The sequence below is a fragment of the Sphingomonas sp. CFBP 13733 genome, assembly GCF_014841795.1.
GTDB classification, from domain to species: domain Bacteria; phylum Pseudomonadota; class Alphaproteobacteria; order Sphingomonadales; family Sphingomonadaceae; genus Sphingomonas; species Sphingomonas aerolata.
The window spans coordinates 47,858-65,603 of sequence record NZ_JACYUP010000002.1 but is presented as its reverse complement, the minus strand read 5'-3'; the positions used below and the strand labels follow the sequence as shown (position 1 = coordinate 65,603).

The following is a 17,746-nucleotide window of genomic DNA, read 5'->3' as shown; positions in this document are numbered from 1 at the left end:
AAGGCAGGCTCGGGCGCGATAGGATGACGCATGCATCGCCCCAGGACCACCATCCGCCAGCTCAGCTATTTCGTCGCGCTTGCCGAAAACGGCAGCTTCACGCGCGCGGCCGAACGGATGGGCGTGTCGCAGCCGTCGCTCTCGCAACAGATCCGCGCGCTCGAGACGATTCTCGGCGCGCCACTGTTCGAACGCGGCGGGCCTGCGATCCCGACGCCGCTCGGCCGCGAGCTTCTCGAGCGCGCGCGTCGGATCCTGTTCGACCTTGCGGACCTGGAGGAGGTACGCGTCGCTTCGGCGGACGCGCTGGTCGGGACGATCCGGCTGGGCGTATCGCCGACGCTCGGCGCCTATCTGCTGCCGACCTTCGTAGCGCGTCTGCACCGTGACCATCCGACGCTGCGCATCCATGTCCGCGAAGGCCTGCCGTCCGCGCTGACCGCCGGACTCGCGGCGGGTGACCATGACCTGATCCTCGCACAGCTCCCGGTCGCGGGGCGCGGATTCCATACCGAGCGCCTGTTCCGTGAGGCGCTGTATCTGGCGATGGCGGCGGACCATCCGCTGGCCCCCAAGGCTGGAATCGAGATGGCCGATCTGCGCGGTCAGAACCTGCTGACGCTCGTCGCGGACTATCGCTTAGCCCAACAGGTCGCCGCGATCGCCGGTGAAGTCGGCGCGGTCGTGCTCAATGATTATGAGGGCACCAGTCTCGACGCGATCCGGCAGATGGCCGGGATGGGCATGGGGCTGGCCTTGCTGCCCGAGCTCTATGTCCGCCAGGAAGTGCGCGACGGTGGCGACGTCATCGTGCGGCCGTTCAGCCATGGCCGACAATATCGCGAGATCGGACTGCTGTGGCGCATCGGCGCGGGCCGTGCTCCCGCCTATCACTTGATCGCCGACCTGTTGCGCGCGGTCGGACCATAGGTTTATCCTATCGATGATATAGCCGCCCCGTAGTTGTATCAATAACACTGTGCGGCAATTCTGATTGCGGACTCGAGCAGTTGGATGACGCAGGTGGCAGGCAAACGAATCGGATGGCGTGAAGCACGCGGCTGGCTGGGCGAGATCGTTGCACCCGATACGCCCTATCTCCGCCTCGCAATGGTGTACGGCGTCGCGATCAGCCTGTTGTCGCTCGCCACGCCGATCTCGGTGCAGCTGCTGATCAACAGCGTCGCCAACACCGCGCTGCCCGCACCGTTATGGACGCTGGCCGGGCTGTTGCTCGTGCTGCTGCTGTTCGTGGCCGGGCTCAGCGCGATGCGCTTCTGGGTCATGGCGCTGTTCGAACGGCGCTTCTTCGCGCGCGTCGTCGCCGAAATCACCGAACGCGCCGTCCACGCGCAGAACCCCTTCTTCGCCGATCAGAATCGCGGCGACCTGTTCAACCGATATTTCGATCTCGTCGTGGTGCAGAAGGCGGTGCCGAGCCTGGTGATCGGGGCGTTCACGATCATCCTCCAGTCCGCGGTCGGACTGGTCGTGACGAGTTTCTACCACCCCTTCTTCCTCGCGTTCAACGCGCTGCTGATCCTGCTGGTGCTCGCGATCTGGACGATCTGGTCGCGCGGATCGATCCGCTCCGCGGTCGCGCTCAGTCACGCCAAGCATGAGGCCGCCCGCTGGCTGGAAAGCCTGGGTGGATCGAACGGCTTCTACAAATCGAGCCGCCATCTCGATTTCGCGATGGATCGGTCCGAAGCCGTCACTGCAACCTATGTCGACCGGCACGAACGTTATTTCCGCTACAGCTTCGCGCAGACCGTGGCCTTCCTGCTGCTCTATGCCTTTGCCAGCGCGGCGCTGCTTGCGCTTGGCGGCAATCTGATCCTGCGCGGCGAATTGTCGATCGGACAGCTCGTCGCGGCCGAACTGATCCTCAGCGGCGTGTTCTACGGTGTGTCGCAGCTCGGCTGGTATCTCGACACGCTCTACGACCTGATCGCGAGCGCTGAGGAATTGTCGCTGCTGTTCGCGATACCGCAGGAACAGGCGGCCGCCACCGCGGGACAGGCGCCCGCCGATGGCGCCGTCCGGCTCGAAGCCGTCGAAGTGGAGGGTGCGCGCTTCGACTTCTCGCTGGCGGCGGGCGAACAGCTCGTCACGCTGGCGGATGGCGGGGCCGAACGGCTGCTGGCGATGGTGCTCAAGCGCCACATCGTGCCCGAGCGCGGGCTGGTCACGGTCGGTGGCGCCGACATGGCGACGTTCGACATGTATCTGTTGCGATCCGCGGTGATGGTGCTCGACCGGCCGACGATCGTCGAGGTCACGATCCGCGAATATCTGTCGCTTGCCGCGGCGGCTGGATCGGACCCGGGCGGGATGCTCGAAGTCCTCGACGCCGTGGGCCTGCGCGAACGGGTCGCGCAGTTCCCGCACGGGCTCGACACCCCGCTTGCCGCGTCGGGTTATCCGCTGGCGATCGGCGAGGTCGTCGCGCTCAAGCTGGCCAGCGCGCTGCTCGTGCGACCACGCGTGCTGATGCTCTCGCAGCTGTGCGACCTGATCCCCGCGGAGCGGCTGGCGGACGTGCTGCGCCGGCTGAAGGCGGCCGGGACGACCACCCTGCTGTGTACCGGCCGGCCCGAGGACATCGTCCTCGATGGCTGGTTCCGGCTCGAACCGCATCGCCAGCGACGCTTCGCCACCCATGCCGCGCTGATCGCTGACGCGCATACGGAGTCGAACGATGCCGTATAGTCCCGATCGCATCGCACATTTCCCGACACTGGCGAAGATGCGGGCACCGCGCAGCGCGGTGACGGTCGCGTGGCTGCTGTTTATCGGCATCGCGGTCGCGATCGCGATCATGGCGCTGGTCCCCTGGGTGCAGACCGCCAACGGCACCGGCCAGGTCGTCGCGCTCGATCCCGACGATCGGCAGCAGCAGGTGACGGCGTTCGTGCCGGGCCGCGTCGAACGCTGGTACGTACATGACGGGCAGCATGTCGAACGCGGCGATCCGATCGCGCGCGTCGTCGATCTCGACCCCGACCTGCTTTCGCGTCTGCGCGCCGAACGGGCGCAGGTCGAGGCGGAGATCGCCGCGGTCCAGCAAAGCCGCGCGGTCGCCGGGATCGACGTGTCGCGTACTGCGCAGCTCTTCGCCGAGGGGCTGGCCGCGCGGCGCGACTATGAGCAGACCCAGATCAAGGTCGCCGATGCAGGCGCCAAGCTGGCCGAGGCGCGCGCCAAGCTCAACCGGATCGACATCCAGCTCAACCGCCAGTCCGCCCAGATGGTCCGCGCACCCCGCGACGGTCGCGTCCAGCAGCTCAACGCCACGACTGGCGGATCGATGGTGTCGCCCGGCACGGTGCTCGCGGTGATCGCCCCCGAGCGCGTCGAGCGCGCGGTCGAACTGTTCGTCGACGGTCGCGACGTGCCGGTGCTGCGTCCCGGCCGCCCGGTCCGCCTCGAATTCGAGGGCTGGCCCGCGATCCAGTTCAGCGGCTGGCCATCGGTTGCACAGGGGATGTTCGACGGCCGCGTCCGCACGATCGATCCCAATGCCGCCCCCGACGGGCTGTTCCGCATCTTGGTCGAGCCCCAGCCCGGCAAGCCTGCCTGGCCCGCGCGCGAATTCGTCCGCCCCGGCGGCAAGGTGCGCGGCTGGGTGCAGGGCGAGACGGTGCTGGTCGGCTATGAACTCTGGCGCCAGCTCAACGACTTCCCGCTCGAATTCGGCCGGCGCCCGGCGGCAGCCGCAAAAGGCGAGGCCAAGGCAATGGATGCGAAGGCGTCCGACGAGGAGGGCGGCAAGAAGTGACCCGGTTCCTCGTTGCGGTGCTAGTGCTGCTATGCCCGGTGGCAGCGATCGCGCAGCCCGCCCCACTGACACTCGACGAGGTGCTGCGTGCCTCCGCGCGGTCGGCCCCGCAGATCGTCGAGGCACTCGCGCGCGTCCGCCAGGCGGAGGGGCGATCGCTGTCGGCGGACGGCGCATTCGACACGGTGTTCGACGTCGACGGCAAGTCGCGCGTCGCGGGCTATTATGACGGCACGGTGGTCGAGAGCCGCGTGACGCGGCCGCTGACGACCAATGGCGGCTATGTCTATGGTGGCTACCGCGCGTCGCGAGGCACGTTTCCGGTCTATGAGGATCAGGCCTATACCAACCGGCTGGGCGAGGCGAAGGTCGGCGCGCTGTTCGCCTTGCTGCGCGACCGCGTGGTCGACGAACGCCGAACGCGGCGCAGCGTCGCCGGCGCGGACATCGACGTCGCGCGGTTCGAGGCGCAGATGGTCGCTATCGGCGTCCAGCGCCGCGCGGTCGACGCCTATCAGGCCTGGGTCGCCGCGGGGTTGCGACTGCGTGCCTATCGCGACCTGCTCGACCTTGCGGAGCGGCGGCGCGGCGCGATCGGGCGGCTGGTGACGCTGGGTGCACGACCCGAGATCCTGTTGACCGAAAACGACCAGAACCTCGTCCGCCGGCGCGCGCTCGTCGTGCGCGCCGAACAGGATATCGCCACCGCCGCCAACGCACTGTCGCTCTATCTGCGCGACGATGCGGGAGCACCGCTGCTCGTATCACCCGACCGGCTGCCCGCGGACACGAGCGCACTTGCCGGCGTCGCGCCGACTGGATCGAGCGCGGCAGCGGTCACGCGGCCGGATTACCGGGCGATCCTGACCCGGATCGACCAGTCGACCGCTCGGCTGATGCTGGCGGAAAACGATCTGTCGCCCCGGCTCGACCTGCGCGGTGAAGTCGGCAAGGATGTCGGCCCGGTCGGTCTTGGCGGACCGAACCGCACGCCGCTCGAAGCGGCGGTCGGCTTCCGCTTCAGCGTCCCGCTTCAGAATCGCGCCGCCAAGGGGCGCGTGGCCGAAGCCCGCGCCGAGATCGACGCACTGGCACAGCGCAGTCGCTTCCTGCGCGACCAGATCGCGATCGAGGTCGAGGGAATCGTCATCGCGGTCGGCGCGACCGAACGGCTTGCCGGGATCGCGGAGGAGGAACGCAGTCTTGCCGACCGGCTCGCGGTTGCCGAACGCCGCCGCTTCGAGCTGGGATCGGGCGACTTCTTCCTGGTCAACCAGCGCGAGGAGACCGCGACCGATGCGCGCGTCCGCCTGATCGACGCACAGGCGCGCATCGCCTCCGCGCGCGCCGAACTCGCCGCCGCGACGGCCGACCGTGTCGCACTGGGGCTGGACCGCTAGGCCAGCCCCGCCCTGCTCAATAGGCCAGTGCGCAGCCATCGGCGCGCATTTCGCTCGCCGCGGCATAGACCCGGGTGTCGCCGTCCATCCGGTGCTCGACGCATTCGTAGCGCCCGAAGCCGCCATCGGGATCGCCGATCGTCCACCCCATGTCGGCCAGCCGCTTGCGCGTCGCGACCGGCACCCCGGTTTCAAGCCGGAGCAGCCCGGTGGGCCCGAGCCCGGGCGTATCCTCGCCCATCGATTGCGACGATCCCTCGTGATGCCACCGCGGCGAATCCCCCGCCGACTGGATTTCGAGCCCATAGTCGACGCGGTTGACGATGATCTGCGTCTGCCCCTGCGGCTGCATGTCGCCGCCCATCACCCCGAAGCTCATCCACGGCGTGCCCTTGCGCGTCGCGAAGCCCGGGATGATCGTCTGGAACGGCCGCTTGCCCGGCGCATAGATGTTGGGGTGACCGTCCTTGAGACTGAACAGCTGCCCGCGATCCTGGAACATGAAGCCGAGGCCATCCGCGACGAGGCCCGATCCCATCCCGCGGAAGTTGGACTGGATCATCGACACCATCATGCCGTCCTTGTCCGCGCAGCTGAAATAGGTGGTGTCGCCGTGACTTGGCGCCTGCCCTGGATAGACCGGGGTCAGCAATCGGTCGGGGCGGATCAGTTTGGCGCGCTGTGCGGCATAGTCCTTTGAGATCAGCCACTCGACCGGCACCTTGGCGAAGTGCGGATCGGCATAATAGCGCGCGCGATCCTCATAGGCGAGGCGCTTGGCCTCGGCCTGCAAGTGAATCGACAGCGCGGACTGGAAGCCTGCGCCCTTCAGATCGAACCGCTCGAGGATGTTGAGCATCTGTAGCGTCGCCAGCCCCTGCGTGTTCGCGCCGAGCGCGTGGACGGTCGTGCCGCGATAGTCGGTCGTGCTGGGCGCGATCCATTCCGAATGGTGCGCGGCGAGGTCCGCCGCCGACAGCCAGCCGCCGATCCGCTTGAAATAGCGCTCGATCTTCTGCGCGATGTCGCCCTCATAGAACGCATCGCGCCCGCCGCTGGCGATCGCGCGATAGGTGCGTGCGAGGTCGGGATTGCGGAACACGCCCCCCGCCGCCGGCCCCTTGCCGTCCGCCAGCCCATAGGTGCGCAGCGCGTTGGCGGACTCCTCGAGCCCGTTTCCCGGACGGCGGAACGCTGTGAGGCTACGGCGGATATAATAAGCGATGATGTCGGGCACCGGCGCGCCCGCTTCGGCGAGCGCGATCGCGGGCTGGAACAGCGCCGCCCAGGGCAGCTTCCCGTAGCGCTGGTGCATCGTCCACCACGCGTCGACCGTCCCCGGCACCGACACGCTGAGCGCGCCGAGCGGCGGCAACGCGCCGTTCCTGGCGCGCGACCGCACCGTTTCCAGGCTCAGGCCGCGCGGCGATTTGCCCGAGCCCGCGAGGCCGACCACCGCCTTGGCCTTGGGATCCCAGATCATCGCATAGGCATCCCCGCCGATCCCGCTCGACGTCGGCTCGAGGAAGCCGAGACACGCGTTGATCGCGATCGCCGCATCGACCGCGGAGCCACCCGATCGCAGGATGTCGATCCCGGCCTGCGTCGCGAGCGGATGCGCGGTCCCCGCCGCGCCGTTGAGGCCATAGACCGCGGTGCGCGACGCGAAGCTCGCGCCGATCGGCCGGTCGCCGGCATGGACGTCGGGGCGCAGGAAGCGCTCCTCGCCGGGCGCCCAGAATGTAGGATTGGTATCCGTCGCGGGTGCTGCCCCCTGACCCGGGCCGGGGGCGGGGTCGGTGCTGGCTGTACCGCGCTGCGCAGACGCGAGTGTCGGAAGCAGCGCCGCCGCGGGCAGCGATGCGATGAAGGTGCGACGATGCATTGGCGAACTCCCAGGACCAAACATGGTTGTTGCCCGCAGGGGCGATCGGCGCAAGTGGCTGAAATCGGCGGCGCCTCGACGGATCAGCGCCGGCGTCTGGCCGCGACGATCTGAAGCAGCACCGCCGCGGCGGACAAGGCCGCGCCCAGGCCGGTGACCGCGACCCAGCCGTCCATGTGCCATGCCCAGGTCGCGCCGGCCGATCCCGCCGCGCCGCCGAGGAACATCGCCCCCATGAAGATCGTGTTGAGCCGGGCGCGGGCCTCGGGCCGCAGGGCGTAAACGACATGCTGGTTAGAGACGAGCGCGCTCTGCACACCGAAATCGAGCAGGATCACGCCGACCACCAGCCCCGGAATCGAACTCCACAGCGCAAAGACCGCCCAGCTTGCCAGCGTCAGCACGGCCCCGAGCAGGATCACCAGCCTGGGACCGCGGCGGTCGGCGATACGCCCGGCGACCGGCGCGGCAAGCACGCCGACCGCGCCGACCACCCCGAACAGACCCGCGATATCCGCCCCCAGACCGAAGCGCGGACTCTGCAGATGGAGCGCGAGGATCGTCCAGAACACGCTGAACGCGCCGAACAGCAGCGCCTGCGTGATGGCGGCCTTGCGCAGCGCGCCGAACTCCCGCCAGAGACCGCCGAGCGACCGCAACAGCCCTGCATAACCGAGATCCGCGGTCGGGACGCTGCGCGGCAGCCGCATCGCCATCACCACCCCCGCGCCGAGCGCCATCGGCACGCCCAGCCAGAACATCGCCCGCCATCCGGCATGCGTCGCGACGAACCCCGCCAGCGTCCGGCTGAGCAGGATGCCGCACAACAGCCCCGCCATGACCGTCCCGACCGTTGCTCCGCGTCGCTCCGGGCTTGCCAGATGCGCGGCAAACGGCACGACCTGTTGCGCGACGGTCGAGAATATCCCGACGAGCAGCGACGCGGCGATCAGCATCGCCGCGCTCGGTGCGATCGCCGCGAGGATCAGGGCCGCGGCCAGCCCCAGGAACTGCACGACGATCAGACGCCGGCGTTCGACCAGGTCGCCGAGCGGCACCAGCAGGAACAGCCCCGCGGCATAGCCAAGCTGGGTCGCGGTCGGCACCAGGCTGGTCGCGGCCCCGGGCAGGTCGCGCTCGATGATCCCCAGCATGGGCTGGTTGTAATAGATATTGGCGACGGCAACGCCGGCCGCCGCGGCCATCACGAACGTCAGCCCCCGACCGAGATGGTGTCCGCCCGACGGGCCTGGCATCGACGCATCCGGCTCCAAGGGGCCACGGTCCTGCACGATACTCGTCATACCAAACTCCTCTGCGACCGCGTGCCCGCTATGTGGACCATGGTGCAATGCCCGATAAGAGCGCGTCAGTGGCGAAGATGGGCTCGCGATCAGCGGCGCATCAATGCGGTGCGGAAGGTGATCGCGAACCGGGTCCGCCCCGGCCGCGACGCGAGCACCACCCGCGTCGCGTGCGCCTCCGCAACCTGCGCGACGATCGCCAGCCCCAGCCCGCTGCTGGCGGATGCGGCACGATCGCGTTTCCAGAAACGGCGAAAGATCGACGGCTGATCCGCCTCGGGGATGCCGGGGCCGTCGTCGCAGACCGCCAGCGTGCCGTCTGTCCCGATCGTCACGTCGATCCGACGGCCAGGCCCGCTATGCTTGACCGCATTCTCGATCAGGCAGCCCAGCGCCTTGGCGATCCAGGCCGCATGGCCCGCGACCATCACGCTGTCCGCCCCCGTCGACAGCGCGATCGACTTGCCCTGGCGGATCGCCAGCGGTGCGATCGAGGCCACGCCGTCGGTCGCGATCGCGACGAGATCGACCGATGCCGCGGTATCCAGCGCGACGGTTTCGAGCTCGGCGATCTCCAGCACCTGCTCGACAATGCGGCCGAGCGTGTCGAGATCGCTGCGCAGCGTCGCCCGCAACGTAGCATCCTCGACCTCCTCGACCCGAAGCCTGGCCACCGCGATCGGCGTGCGCAGTTCGTGCGCCGCATCGGCGATGAAGTCGCGCTGCATGCGGTAGCTCGACGTCAGGCGCTCCAGCAGCGCATTGACCGCGCGCGCGAGCGGACGCACCTCGGCCGGAAGCCGGTCGTCATGCAGACGCAGATCGAGCGGCAGCGCATCGTCCGTCCGCAGCGATGCGGAGGCTCGCCGTACCGGCGAGACCGCACGCCGGATGATCAGCACGTCGATCGCCAGCAGAACCAGCAGGACCGGCGTCACGATCGCCAGACCGTAGAGCAGGAACTGCGCGAGCAGGTCGTCGAGGATATAGTCCGGGTGGGTCAGATTCTGCAGGACGACGATCCAGACACGTGCGCTTCCGACGCGCGCCGGACTGCTGGCGCCGGCATAGAAGGCGTGCCGCGACTGCCGGCGGAAGAAGCGCTCCTCGTCCCTCAGCGGGATAGCCGCGAGCGGCACCAGGATCGGCGAGTCCGACCGGAACAGCACCGTTCCACGCGGATCAACGATGCGGAATGCAAAGCCCGCACCCGGCGCGAACACCGCGGCGCTGGTCCCGTCCTGGGTCAGGTGCAACCTTCCGGTCGCGTCCTGCGACAGCGCCTGGCGCAGGGCCTGGGCATGGACGTGGACCGTCTGATGCTGGATCCGCGCCGCCGTCGTGTCGAGAAACAGATAGACCCCGCCGGCCACCGCCACGGCGGTGATCAGCACCGCGATCGCGTGCCAGCGCAGGATCTGCGCCATCAGCGACCGTGGCGGCCGCGTCACGCGTCCCGCTCCAGCATCATGTAGCCGACTCCTCGGACCGTAACGATATCCGCGGTCGCCTGCGACTCCGCCAGGCGACGCCGCAGCCGGTGGACATAGACCTCGACCGCATTCGACCCGAGATCGTCGGCGAGCCCGAACAGCAATTGTTCGAGATGCTGCTTAGTCACCACCCGGCTCGTGCGGCGGATCAGCCCGGCGAGCACCTCCAGTTCGCGCGCGGACAAAACGGTCGGCCGGCTGGCAACGGTGACCTCGCGCGTTGCCGGATCGAACCGGACATTGCCGCAATCGATCGTCCGGTCGACAATCGTGCCGCTGCGCCGGAGCAGCGCCTGGATGCGCGCGAGCAGTTCCTCGGGCGCGAACGGCTTGGCGAGATAGTCGTCGGCCCCCGCCTCAAGCCCGGTCACGCGGTGTGCGACGCTCGCCCGCGCGGTCAGCGCGATGACCGGCGTGGGATCGTCGCGGTCACGCAATTCGCGCACGACCGACAGGCCATCGCCGTCCGGCAGCCCGAGATCGAGGATGACCGCGGCATAGCGCGTATAGGACAGGATCAGCCGTGCATCGGCGGCCGTCGCGGTCGCGTCCGCGGCATAGCCCGCCTCGCCGAGCAGCCGGATCAGCATCGTGACCAGATCGGCATGGTCCTCGACGATCAGGATCCGCATCGACGCTCCCCGGTCGGGCTGCCCGGAGCGCACCGCCCGCGCCGATGGCCGCCTGTAAGGCTGGCGTAAGCCGGACGGGATAGGCCGACCGATCCTCGATCCCGATCGATGTCGCGCGATGCGCCGTCAGCAAAAATCAGAGTGTCTCCATGTCCGATATCCTTGGCCCGTTCGAACGGCTTGCAGCGACCCGCGCCGCCGTGTCCCGCGTCCGTGCGGCGCCCGACCAGCCGCGCCGGGTCGCCCTGTTCTCGGGCAACTACAACTATCTGCGCGACGGCGCCAACCAGGCGCTCAACCGCCTTGTTGGGTATCTTGAGCGCGACGGCGTCGACGTCCGGGTCTATTCACCGACATCGCCCCGCCCCGCCTTTGCTCCCAGAGGCACATTGGTGTCGGTCCCGTCGGTCCGGATTCCAGGTCGCGGCGAGTATCGGCTGGGGCTCGGATTGCCGGCGAGCGTGCGGCGCGATGTCGAACGCTTCCGCCCCGACATCGTCCACCTGTCCGCCCCCGACTGGACCGGCGTTGCCGCGCAGCGGCTGGCGCGGACGATGGGCGTCCCGGTCGTCGCCAGCTTGCACACGCGGTTCGAGACCTATGCGCAATTCTATGGTGCGGGATTGATCCGGCCAATGGTGGAACGGCATCTCGACCGGTTCTACACCGGCAGCGACGCGATCCTCGTGCCCACCCCTCCCATCGCCGCCGAGTTTTCCGCCAAGGGGCTTGGCGAGCGAACACGTCTCTGGGGTCGCGGAGTCGATCGCGACGCCTTCTCCCCGCGCCACCGCGATCTGGCCTGGCGTCGGCACATGGGCATCGCCGACACCGACATCGTCCTGCTCTTCTTCGGCCGGCTGGTCCGCGAGAAGGGACCGGCGCTGTTCGCCGACATCGTCGACGCGGTTCGCAAGGGTACCGAAGAATCGTGCGGAACTGCCGCCACGATCCGGGCGGTGGTCGTCGGCGACGGGCCCGAACGGGACTGGCTAACGCAGCGCCTGCCGGACGCGATCCTCCTCGGCAGCCTGTCGGGCGACAGGCTGGCCCGCGCAGTCGCCAGCGCGGATATTTTCGTCAATCCGAGCATTACCGAAGCCTTTGGCAACGTAACGTTGGAAGCGATGGCATCGGGATTGCCGAGCGTGTGCGTCGACATCCCCAGTGGACGCAACCTGCTGCGCAAGGAAACGGGCATGTTCTTCGCCGCGAACGATCTCGATGCGGCGGTCGCCGCGGTTCGCCGTCTCGCACTGTTCTCGGATTTGCGTGCGTCGATGGGCCGGGCAGCACGCGCGGCAAGCGCGGCCTATGACTGGGACACGGCGTCGGCGATGGTCCTCGACGCCTATCGTGCGCTGTCGGGCACGGATACGGCGTCGGCAACCGCCGATCCGGGTGCCGCGCCGGCACTCCGGCGGAACCGGTTGGCCGCGGGCTGAGCGACGTGACAGAACAGTGCAGCGCCCGGACGCCGTCAGGGTGGCGACGTCTCCTGTCATCGTCGTCGGTGCGAACGGCAGCCGCTGCTGCCGCGATGCTCGCCGTCGTCGCGATCGCCCTGTCGGCACTCGCAAGCCTGCTCGACGGGGTCGACTGGTCCGACGTCCGCGACGCGCTGACGCGGATCGGCTGGGTCCGGCTGCTGCTCGCGGCCGGGATCACCGCAACCAGCTACGGCGTGCTGACCGGCTATGACGTGATAGCGCTGCGGGTCATCGGGCGACGGGTGGCCTATCCCCGTGCGGCGCTCGCCTCGTTCACCAGCTATGTCTTCAGTCACAATTTCGGGTTCGCGCTGCTGACTGGCGGAACCGCACGGTTGCGGATCTACCGGCCCGCAGGGCTGACGATCGGCGAAGTCGGCCATGTCATGGTGCTGACCGGACTGACCTTCTGGTCCGGGGTGCTCCTGCTGCTCGGGATCGGGCTTGTCACCAGTCCCGACAAGCTGGCGATTGCCGGCCTTGCGATGTCCTACCCGGTCCACGCCGCGATCGGCGCGGCGAGCCTTGCCCTGCTGGGCGTGGTGCTGATCCTGCTCCACCGGCGTGGCGGTCGGATGATCGTCGCGTTCGGCCGCTCGATCCCCGTGCCTCGCACGCGGCAGGCGCTGATCCAGATGATGCTGGCGAGCATCGACCTCGTCCTTGCGGCGCTGGTGCTGGTCGTCCTGCTGCCCGGCGCGTCGCTTGCCCTGCTTCCCGGCCTGTTGCTCGGGTACCTAGTGGCGATCACGACGGGACTGATTACCCATGCCCCGGGCGGCGTGGGCGTGTTCGAAGCGGTGATGCTGGCGAGCCTTCCCGAGATCGACCGCGCGACGCTGTTCGCGGCCTTGCTCGCCTATCGGATGGTCTATTTCCTGATCCCGCTCGCCATCGGGATGGTGCTGTTCGCGCTTCATGAAGTCGACCTGCGGGCCCGCGTAAGGTCGGCGTAAGTCGGCGCGGCGATGAGCGCATGTCCTCATGCTCCAGCCACCGGAACCCGTCACCATGATCATCCGCGCGCGGCCCTGCGCCCCGTTCTCCCTCGCAGCGTTCTGCGCCCCCGCCCTCCTCGCCGCCAGCACCGGCGCTGCCGCGCAGACGCGATCGGCAGAGGCCCAGCCGGTACCGGGCGCGACCGCGATCGCGGGGGCGACATCCGCAGCGATCCCCGCCATCCCCGAACCGATGATCTTCGACATGGTCCGGCCACTCGGCGCGCGGCGCGGCGAGCTCGAGACCAACACGCTCGCCCAGGTCAATCTCAGCGGACCGTCGCGCCATGTCGAATGGGCGCCCGAGGTCGAATATGCGGTCGCCGACGGCTTTGCAGTCGAACTCGAGCTGCCGTTCACCAATGGCCGGCTGACCGATCTTAAGATGGGGCTGCAGGGGACGTTCGGCACGTTTCGCGGCGGACGCAGCATCCACGGCGTCCAGTATCTCGGGCTCCACAATCGCCGCGACGGGGGGTGGTCGAGCAGCCTGGTCTATCTGCTCGGCAACCGCTTCGGCGAACGGTTGAGCACGATGACAATGATCGGCGCGGGCGACGTGACGCTCAGGAGCACGAAGGGCACCGGGCTGATCGTCAATCACTCGACATTCTGGGATGTCGATGACGGCACCGTGCTCGGGTTCGAGGTGAACCGGCAGACGGGGGCGAGCGGCCATTGGCTCTTGATGCCACAGCTGCACCGCGCGATCGGGCGGAAGGTCTCGGCGCAGATCGGTGCGGGCGCCGAACGGGCCGTGTCGGGTCCATTTCGACCGCGCATCGGCCTGCGCATCATCCGCGAATTCTGAGGTCCCAGCTGCCACGCAGGCCGGGCCCGCTGGTGCCGGCACGCCCGACATGCCACACCCCTGACATATCAGAACAAGGGGTTATGAATGCGCGCCAGTGCCTGTTTGATCGCTCTCCTCCTCGTCACGACCAGCGAGGTCGTCTCCGGCGCCAGCGCGCAGACGCCGGGCACGCCCTATCACCGAGCGCCCGATGGGATCGCACGGGCATTGGAGACGCCGCCCACCCCAGGCGTTTCGGTCAGCCCCGACCACCGGACGCTCGCGATCCTCGGTCGCGAGAATCTTCCGTCGATCGCCAATCTGTCCAAACCGATCCTGCGGCTTGGTGGCTATCGCATCGATCCCGCGACCAATGGTCAGGCCGAGGTCCGCGTGCAGTGGTTGAACGCGCTGCAGTTCAAGGATCTGGCGAGCGGCAAGACCATTAATGTCGCGCTGCCTGCCGGACTGCGCTTTGCCGCACCCGACTGGTCGCCCGACGGCACCCGCCTCGCCTTCTATGCACAGCAGCCCGACGGCCTCTCGCTGTGGATCGCCGAGCGTGACGGCAACGCGCGCATGGTGGCCAAGGGCCTGAACGGCACGTTCGGCACGCCGTTCACCTGGATGCCCGACAGCACGGCGCTGATCGCCTACACCGTCCCCGCGAACCGCGGCCCCGCGCCCGTCGCCGGCGACACGCCGAAGGGGCCCGTCGTCCAGGAAAGCGCGGGCCGATCGTCGGCGGCGCGAACCTATGAAGATTTGCTCGGCGATGCGCAGGACGAGGCCCTGTTCGATCATTATTTCACGGGCCAGCTCGTCCGGATCGCGCTGTCGGGCGCCACCCGGCCGATCGGGGCGCCCGGGCTCATCACCGAGTTCAGCGTCTCGCCCGACGGCCGGTATCTGCTGACCGAACGGCTCAAGCGCCCCTATTCCTATCTGCTGCCCGCGCGCTATTTCCCGACCGAGATCGCCGTCGCGACGATCGATGGCCAGCCGGTACGGACGCTGGTCGATCGCCCGCTTGCCGACGATCTTCCGGTCGACTTTGACGCCACCGTCAAGGGTCCGCGCGAGGCGATGTGGCGATCCGACGCCCCCGCCACGCTCGTCTGGGCCGAGGCGCTCGACGGCGGCAATCCGCGTGCGAAGGTCGCCTTCCACGACGTGGTCAAGATGCAGGCGGCACCGTTCGAAGCGGTGCCGGTCGATCTGGCGATGACCCCGGCGCGCTATGCGACGACCTTCTGGGGCGATGACGGCTTCGCGCTGGTCGTCGACCGTAAATGGCGGTCGCGGACCGAACACCGGCTTGCGGTCGCACCGGCGCGACCGGGCCAAGCGCGGACGCTGCTGACCCGCAATTACCAGGACCAATATGGCGACCCGGGTCGGCCGGTCGTCGAATCGAACGCCGCGGGCAAACCGGTGATGCGCTTCACCCCGGACCATAAGGCCGTCTACGTCACCGGCGACGGTGCTTCCAAGGCGGGCGCCTTCCCCTTCCTTGCGACGCTGCCGCTTACAGGCGGCGAACAGACGCGGCTATGGTCCGCCAAGCCGCCCTATTACGAAACCGTCGTCGCGATGCTCGACGATACCGGGCAGCGCATCCTCACGCGCCGCGAAAGCGCAAAGCTCGCCCCCAATTACGTCGTGCGCAGCGTCAGGGGCGGCAGCGCCAAGCCGGTCACCGCGTTCGCGGATCCTGCCCCGGTGTTCGCCGGCGTGACGCAGCGCACGATCACCTATCCCCGCGCCGACGGGCTTGCACTGTCCGGGTCGCTCTACCTGCCCGCGGGCTATGATGCGAAGCGCGACGGGCCGCTGCCGACCTTGCTCTGGGCGTACCCCGCCGAATTCACCGATGCGAAGGTCGCCGGGCAGACCGTCGATCAGGGCAATCGCTTCGTGCGCCCACGCGGCATCAGCCATCTGTTCCTGCTGACCCAGGGCTATGCGATCCTCGACAATCCGGCGATGCCGATCATAGGCGAAGGCGGCACGGAGGCGAACGACACCTACGTCAAGCAGCTCCAGCAGGATGCGCAGGCGGCGGTCGATGCCGTCGTCAAGCTCGGGGTCGCCGACCGGACCCGCATGGCGGTCGGCGGGCACAGCTATGGCGCGTTCATGACCGCCAATCTGCTGGCGCATACCGATCTCTTCCGCGCAGGCATCGCCCGGTCGGGCGCGTATAACCGCACGCTGACGCCGTTCGGGTTCCAGGCGGAACAGCGGACCTATTGGCAGGCGACGCCGACCTATACCGAGATGAGCCCGTTCACCTATGCCGACCGGATCAAGGCGCCGATCCTGCTGATCCACGGCGGCGCGGACGACAATAGCGGGACCTTCCCGATCCAGTCCGAACGCATGTACGCTGCGCTCAAGGGCAATGGTGCGACCGTGCGCTACGTCGTCCTGCCGAACGAGCCGCACGGCTATCGCGCGCTGGAGTCGACCGAAGAGACGCTGTGGCAGATGACGGACTGGCTGGACCGCTACGTGAAGCCGAAGCCAGCGCCGGAGACGGCGGAGCGCCGGCCATGACCGGCCGTTGCTCCTTTCCGCGGGCTTGCGCGACGGCCGGTCCCATCGCATCGGCACCCCATGTGTAATCGCGCGCGGTTCGAGGGCGAGCCCGAAACCCTGACCCAAGTCTTTGGCGCGGGCTGGCTGACGCCAAGGCCGATGGATAACCGGTTCAATCCGACCGAGCTCTATCCCAAAAGCCGCGCCTATGTGATCCGCGAACAGGACGGGGCCCGCGGGCTCGATGTCATGCAGTGGGACGTGACCGCCGGGCAGGCGCCATGGCCGATGACCAACGTCCGCAACCTCGCGCTGCCGCAGTGGAAAGCGCTTGCGGCGAACCCCGAAAACCGGTGCCTGATCCCGCTCACCGAATTCTGCGAATGGACGCCCGACCCCGTTGATCGCGGCGACGGGAAAAAGCCGATCAAGGGCGAGATGTGGTTCGACGTCATCGACCAGGACGTGTTTGCGATCGCCGGATTCTGGCGCCAGATCGGCGAGCAGCGCTATTTCGCGATGGTCACCTGCGACGCGAACGAACTGGTCGCGCCGATCCACCCCAAGGCGATGATCACCATCCTGCATCCGGACGATCACGCGCTCTGGCTCGCCGGTCGCTACGACGACGTCGTCGCACTGCAGCGCCCCTATCCGGCCAGCCGGATGACGGTGCGCGGCCCCGTCTTTCCGACCCGCACCGCCGCACCTACGGGCCGCACCCTGCTATAAGCGTCGAACCACCCAGCGCGGCATCGGGCCGCGCGCCGAGGCCAAACGGTAATCACCCCCAACCATGGTCAGGCGGGCGGCGTGCCGCCCGCCTGACCGATCGTCACTTGGGGGCGGACGGCGCGGCGGGCGCGACCGTGGTGGCGACAGGCGTCGCGGCGATCGGCGCACCCGGCGACGCCACCGTCGCGGCCGGGGATTTCATCGTCTGGCGGATGAACACGGTCTGGTTGATCTGCTCGAACGCCGTCTGATAAACGGACACGTCGTAGATCGGCTCTTCGTCCTGCGCCCCCGAGCCATAGACGGTCGATTTGACTTTCCCCATGACGAAGCTCAGCCGCACATGCGTCGTCGACGGGCTGGTCTGCTCGATAAAGGCCGAGACGATCGGCGTCTTCTTCGATTTACCGAAACCGGTCCACAAGCTGTACGACATCTTGCCCTTGGTCGACGCGATACCGGTGATCAGTCCGGTGTCCTTGTCGGCGGCCTGGATACGATATCCCGAATCCTGCAGCACCGACATGACGGCGCCGAACACCTGATCCTTGCTCGCCTCGATATCCCGACCCTGCAGTTGCTGGAGTTCGAGCGACGACATGACGACCGGCTTTTTTGCAAGGACGACAGACGCGTCGAGGCATGCACCCGCCATGGCGAGCGCTACGAAAAACTTCTTCATTGATATTCCCCC

General features: G+C 68.2%; 14 protein-coding genes. 9 read left to right on the top strand and 5 right to left on the bottom strand.

Features of this window, described 5'->3' with window-relative positions; translation table 11 throughout:
* Positions 1–30 precede the first annotated feature (30 nt).
* From IFT71_RS04505 to IFT71_RS04490, 4 genes are all read left to right on the top strand, one after another.
* The gene (locus tag IFT71_RS04505; RefSeq protein ID WP_031394538.1) at positions 31–930 is read left to right on the top strand and encodes a hydrogen peroxide-inducible genes activator; all 900 of its coding nucleotides are present in this window, start codon (positions 31–33) and stop codon (positions 928–930) included.
* Positions 931–1,023: 93 nt separating this feature from the next.
* Positions 1,024–2,712, top strand: a complete 1,689-nt coding sequence (locus IFT71_RS04500; RefSeq protein ID WP_037531815.1) for an ABC transporter transmembrane domain-containing protein — start codon at positions 1,024–1,026, stop codon at positions 2,710–2,712.
* Complete coding sequence (locus IFT71_RS04495; RefSeq protein WP_192139364.1) at positions 2,702–3,781, top strand: efflux RND transporter periplasmic adaptor subunit; 1,080 nt, start codon at positions 2,702–2,704, stop codon at positions 3,779–3,781. Before IFT71_RS04500 ends, IFT71_RS04495 begins: the two co-directional genes overlap by 11 nt.
* Complete coding sequence (locus IFT71_RS04490; protein WP_192139362.1) at positions 3,778–5,181, top strand: TolC family protein; 1,404 nt, start codon at positions 3,778–3,780, stop codon at positions 5,179–5,181. Before IFT71_RS04495 ends, IFT71_RS04490 begins: the two co-directional genes overlap by 4 nt.
* A 16-nt stretch (positions 5,182–5,197) precedes the next feature.
* Here the strand turns inward: IFT71_RS04490 and IFT71_RS04485 are convergent, their stop codons facing one another.
* From IFT71_RS04485 to IFT71_RS04470, 4 genes are all read right to left on the bottom strand, one after another.
* Positions 5,198–7,066, bottom strand: a complete 1,869-nt coding sequence (locus IFT71_RS04485; RefSeq protein ID WP_192139360.1) for a gamma-glutamyltransferase family protein — start codon at positions 7,064–7,066, stop codon at positions 5,198–5,200.
* A gap of 83 nt (positions 7,067–7,149) precedes the next feature.
* Positions 7,150–8,322, bottom strand: coding sequence for an MFS transporter (locus IFT71_RS04480; protein WP_244654811.1), 1,173 nt, complete (start codon positions 8,320–8,322; stop codon positions 7,150–7,152).
* Between the two features lie 137 nt (positions 8,323–8,459).
* Positions 8,460–9,821 (bottom strand): ATP-binding protein, encoded by a 1,362-nt coding sequence (locus IFT71_RS21830; protein WP_192139358.1) that lies wholly within the window; start codon positions 9,819–9,821, stop codon positions 8,460–8,462.
* Positions 9,818–10,495 carry a response regulator transcription factor gene (locus IFT71_RS04470; protein ID WP_192098823.1) on the bottom strand — a complete coding sequence of 226 codons (678 nt, stop codon included), beginning with the start codon at positions 10,493–10,495 and terminating at the stop codon, positions 9,818–9,820. The genes IFT71_RS21830 and IFT71_RS04470 overlap by 4 nt, the downstream gene beginning before the upstream one ends.
* A 149-nt stretch (positions 10,496–10,644) precedes the next feature.
* On the opposite strand from IFT71_RS04470, the gene IFT71_RS04465 reads away from it, so the two are divergent.
* The 5 genes from IFT71_RS04465 (at position 10,645) to IFT71_RS04445 (ending at position 17,049) form a co-directional block, all read left to right on the top strand.
* Positions 10,645–11,940 (top strand): glycosyltransferase family 4 protein, encoded by a 1,296-nt coding sequence (locus tag IFT71_RS04465; protein WP_192139356.1) that lies wholly within the window; start codon positions 10,645–10,647, stop codon positions 11,938–11,940.
* Between the two features lie 68 nt (positions 11,941–12,008).
* Positions 12,009–12,941, top strand: coding sequence for a lysylphosphatidylglycerol synthase domain-containing protein (locus IFT71_RS04460; protein WP_192139354.1), 933 nt, complete (start codon positions 12,009–12,011; stop codon positions 12,939–12,941).
* A gap of 28 nt (positions 12,942–12,969) precedes the next feature.
* The gene (locus IFT71_RS04455) at positions 12,970–13,794 is read left to right on the top strand and encodes a hypothetical protein (RefSeq protein ID WP_244654771.1); all 825 of its coding nucleotides are present in this window, start codon (positions 12,970–12,972) and stop codon (positions 13,792–13,794) included.
* 87 nt (positions 13,795–13,881) lie between these two features.
* Positions 13,882–16,335, top strand: a complete 2,454-nt coding sequence (locus IFT71_RS04450; protein ID WP_192139352.1) for a S9 family peptidase — start codon at positions 13,882–13,884, stop codon at positions 16,333–16,335.
* 60 nt (positions 16,336–16,395) lie between these two features.
* Positions 16,396–17,049: an SOS response-associated peptidase family protein gene (locus IFT71_RS04445; protein WP_192139350.1), complete on the top strand. Its 654-nt coding sequence runs from the start codon at positions 16,396–16,398 to the stop codon at positions 17,047–17,049.
* 103 nt (positions 17,050–17,152) lie between these two features.
* Here IFT71_RS04445 and IFT71_RS04440 read toward each other — a convergent pair whose 3' ends face one another.
* Positions 17,153–17,734 (bottom strand): hypothetical protein, encoded by a 582-nt coding sequence (locus tag IFT71_RS04440; protein ID WP_244654770.1) that lies wholly within the window; start codon positions 17,732–17,734, stop codon positions 17,153–17,155.
* Between the last annotated feature and the right edge of the window lie 12 nt (positions 17,735–17,746).

Coding starts and splice junctions, on each gene's coding strand:
- IFT71_RS04455 (WP_244654771.1), top strand. CDS start 12,970: ATGCTCCAGCCACCGGAACCCGTCACCATGATCATCCGCGCGCGGCCC.
- IFT71_RS04450 (WP_192139352.1), top strand. CDS start 13,882: ATGCGCGCCAGTGCCTGTTTGATCGCTCTCCTCCTCGTCACGACCAGC.
- IFT71_RS04495 (WP_192139364.1), top strand. CDS start 2,702: ATGCCGTATAGTCCCGATCGCATCGCACATTTCCCGACACTGGCGAAG.
- IFT71_RS04485 (WP_192139360.1), bottom strand. CDS start 7,066: ATGCATCGTCGCACCTTCATCGCATCGCTGCCCGCGGCGGCGCTGCTT.
- IFT71_RS04465 (WP_192139356.1), top strand. CDS start 10,645: ATGTCCGATATCCTTGGCCCGTTCGAACGGCTTGCAGCGACCCGCGCC.
- IFT71_RS04445 (WP_192139350.1), top strand. CDS start 16,396: ATGTGTAATCGCGCGCGGTTCGAGGGCGAGCCCGAAACCCTGACCCAA.
- IFT71_RS04480 (WP_244654811.1), bottom strand. CDS start 8,322: ATGCCAGGCCCGTCGGGCGGACACCATCTCGGTCGGGGGCTGACGTTC.
- IFT71_RS04440 (WP_244654770.1), bottom strand. CDS start 17,734: ATGAAGAAGTTTTTCGTAGCGCTCGCCATGGCGGGTGCATGCCTCGAC.
- IFT71_RS04505 (WP_031394538.1), top strand. CDS start 31: ATGCATCGCCCCAGGACCACCATCCGCCAGCTCAGCTATTTCGTCGCG.
- IFT71_RS04470 (WP_192098823.1), bottom strand. CDS start 10,495: ATGCGGATCCTGATCGTCGAGGACCATGCCGATCTGGTCACGATGCTG.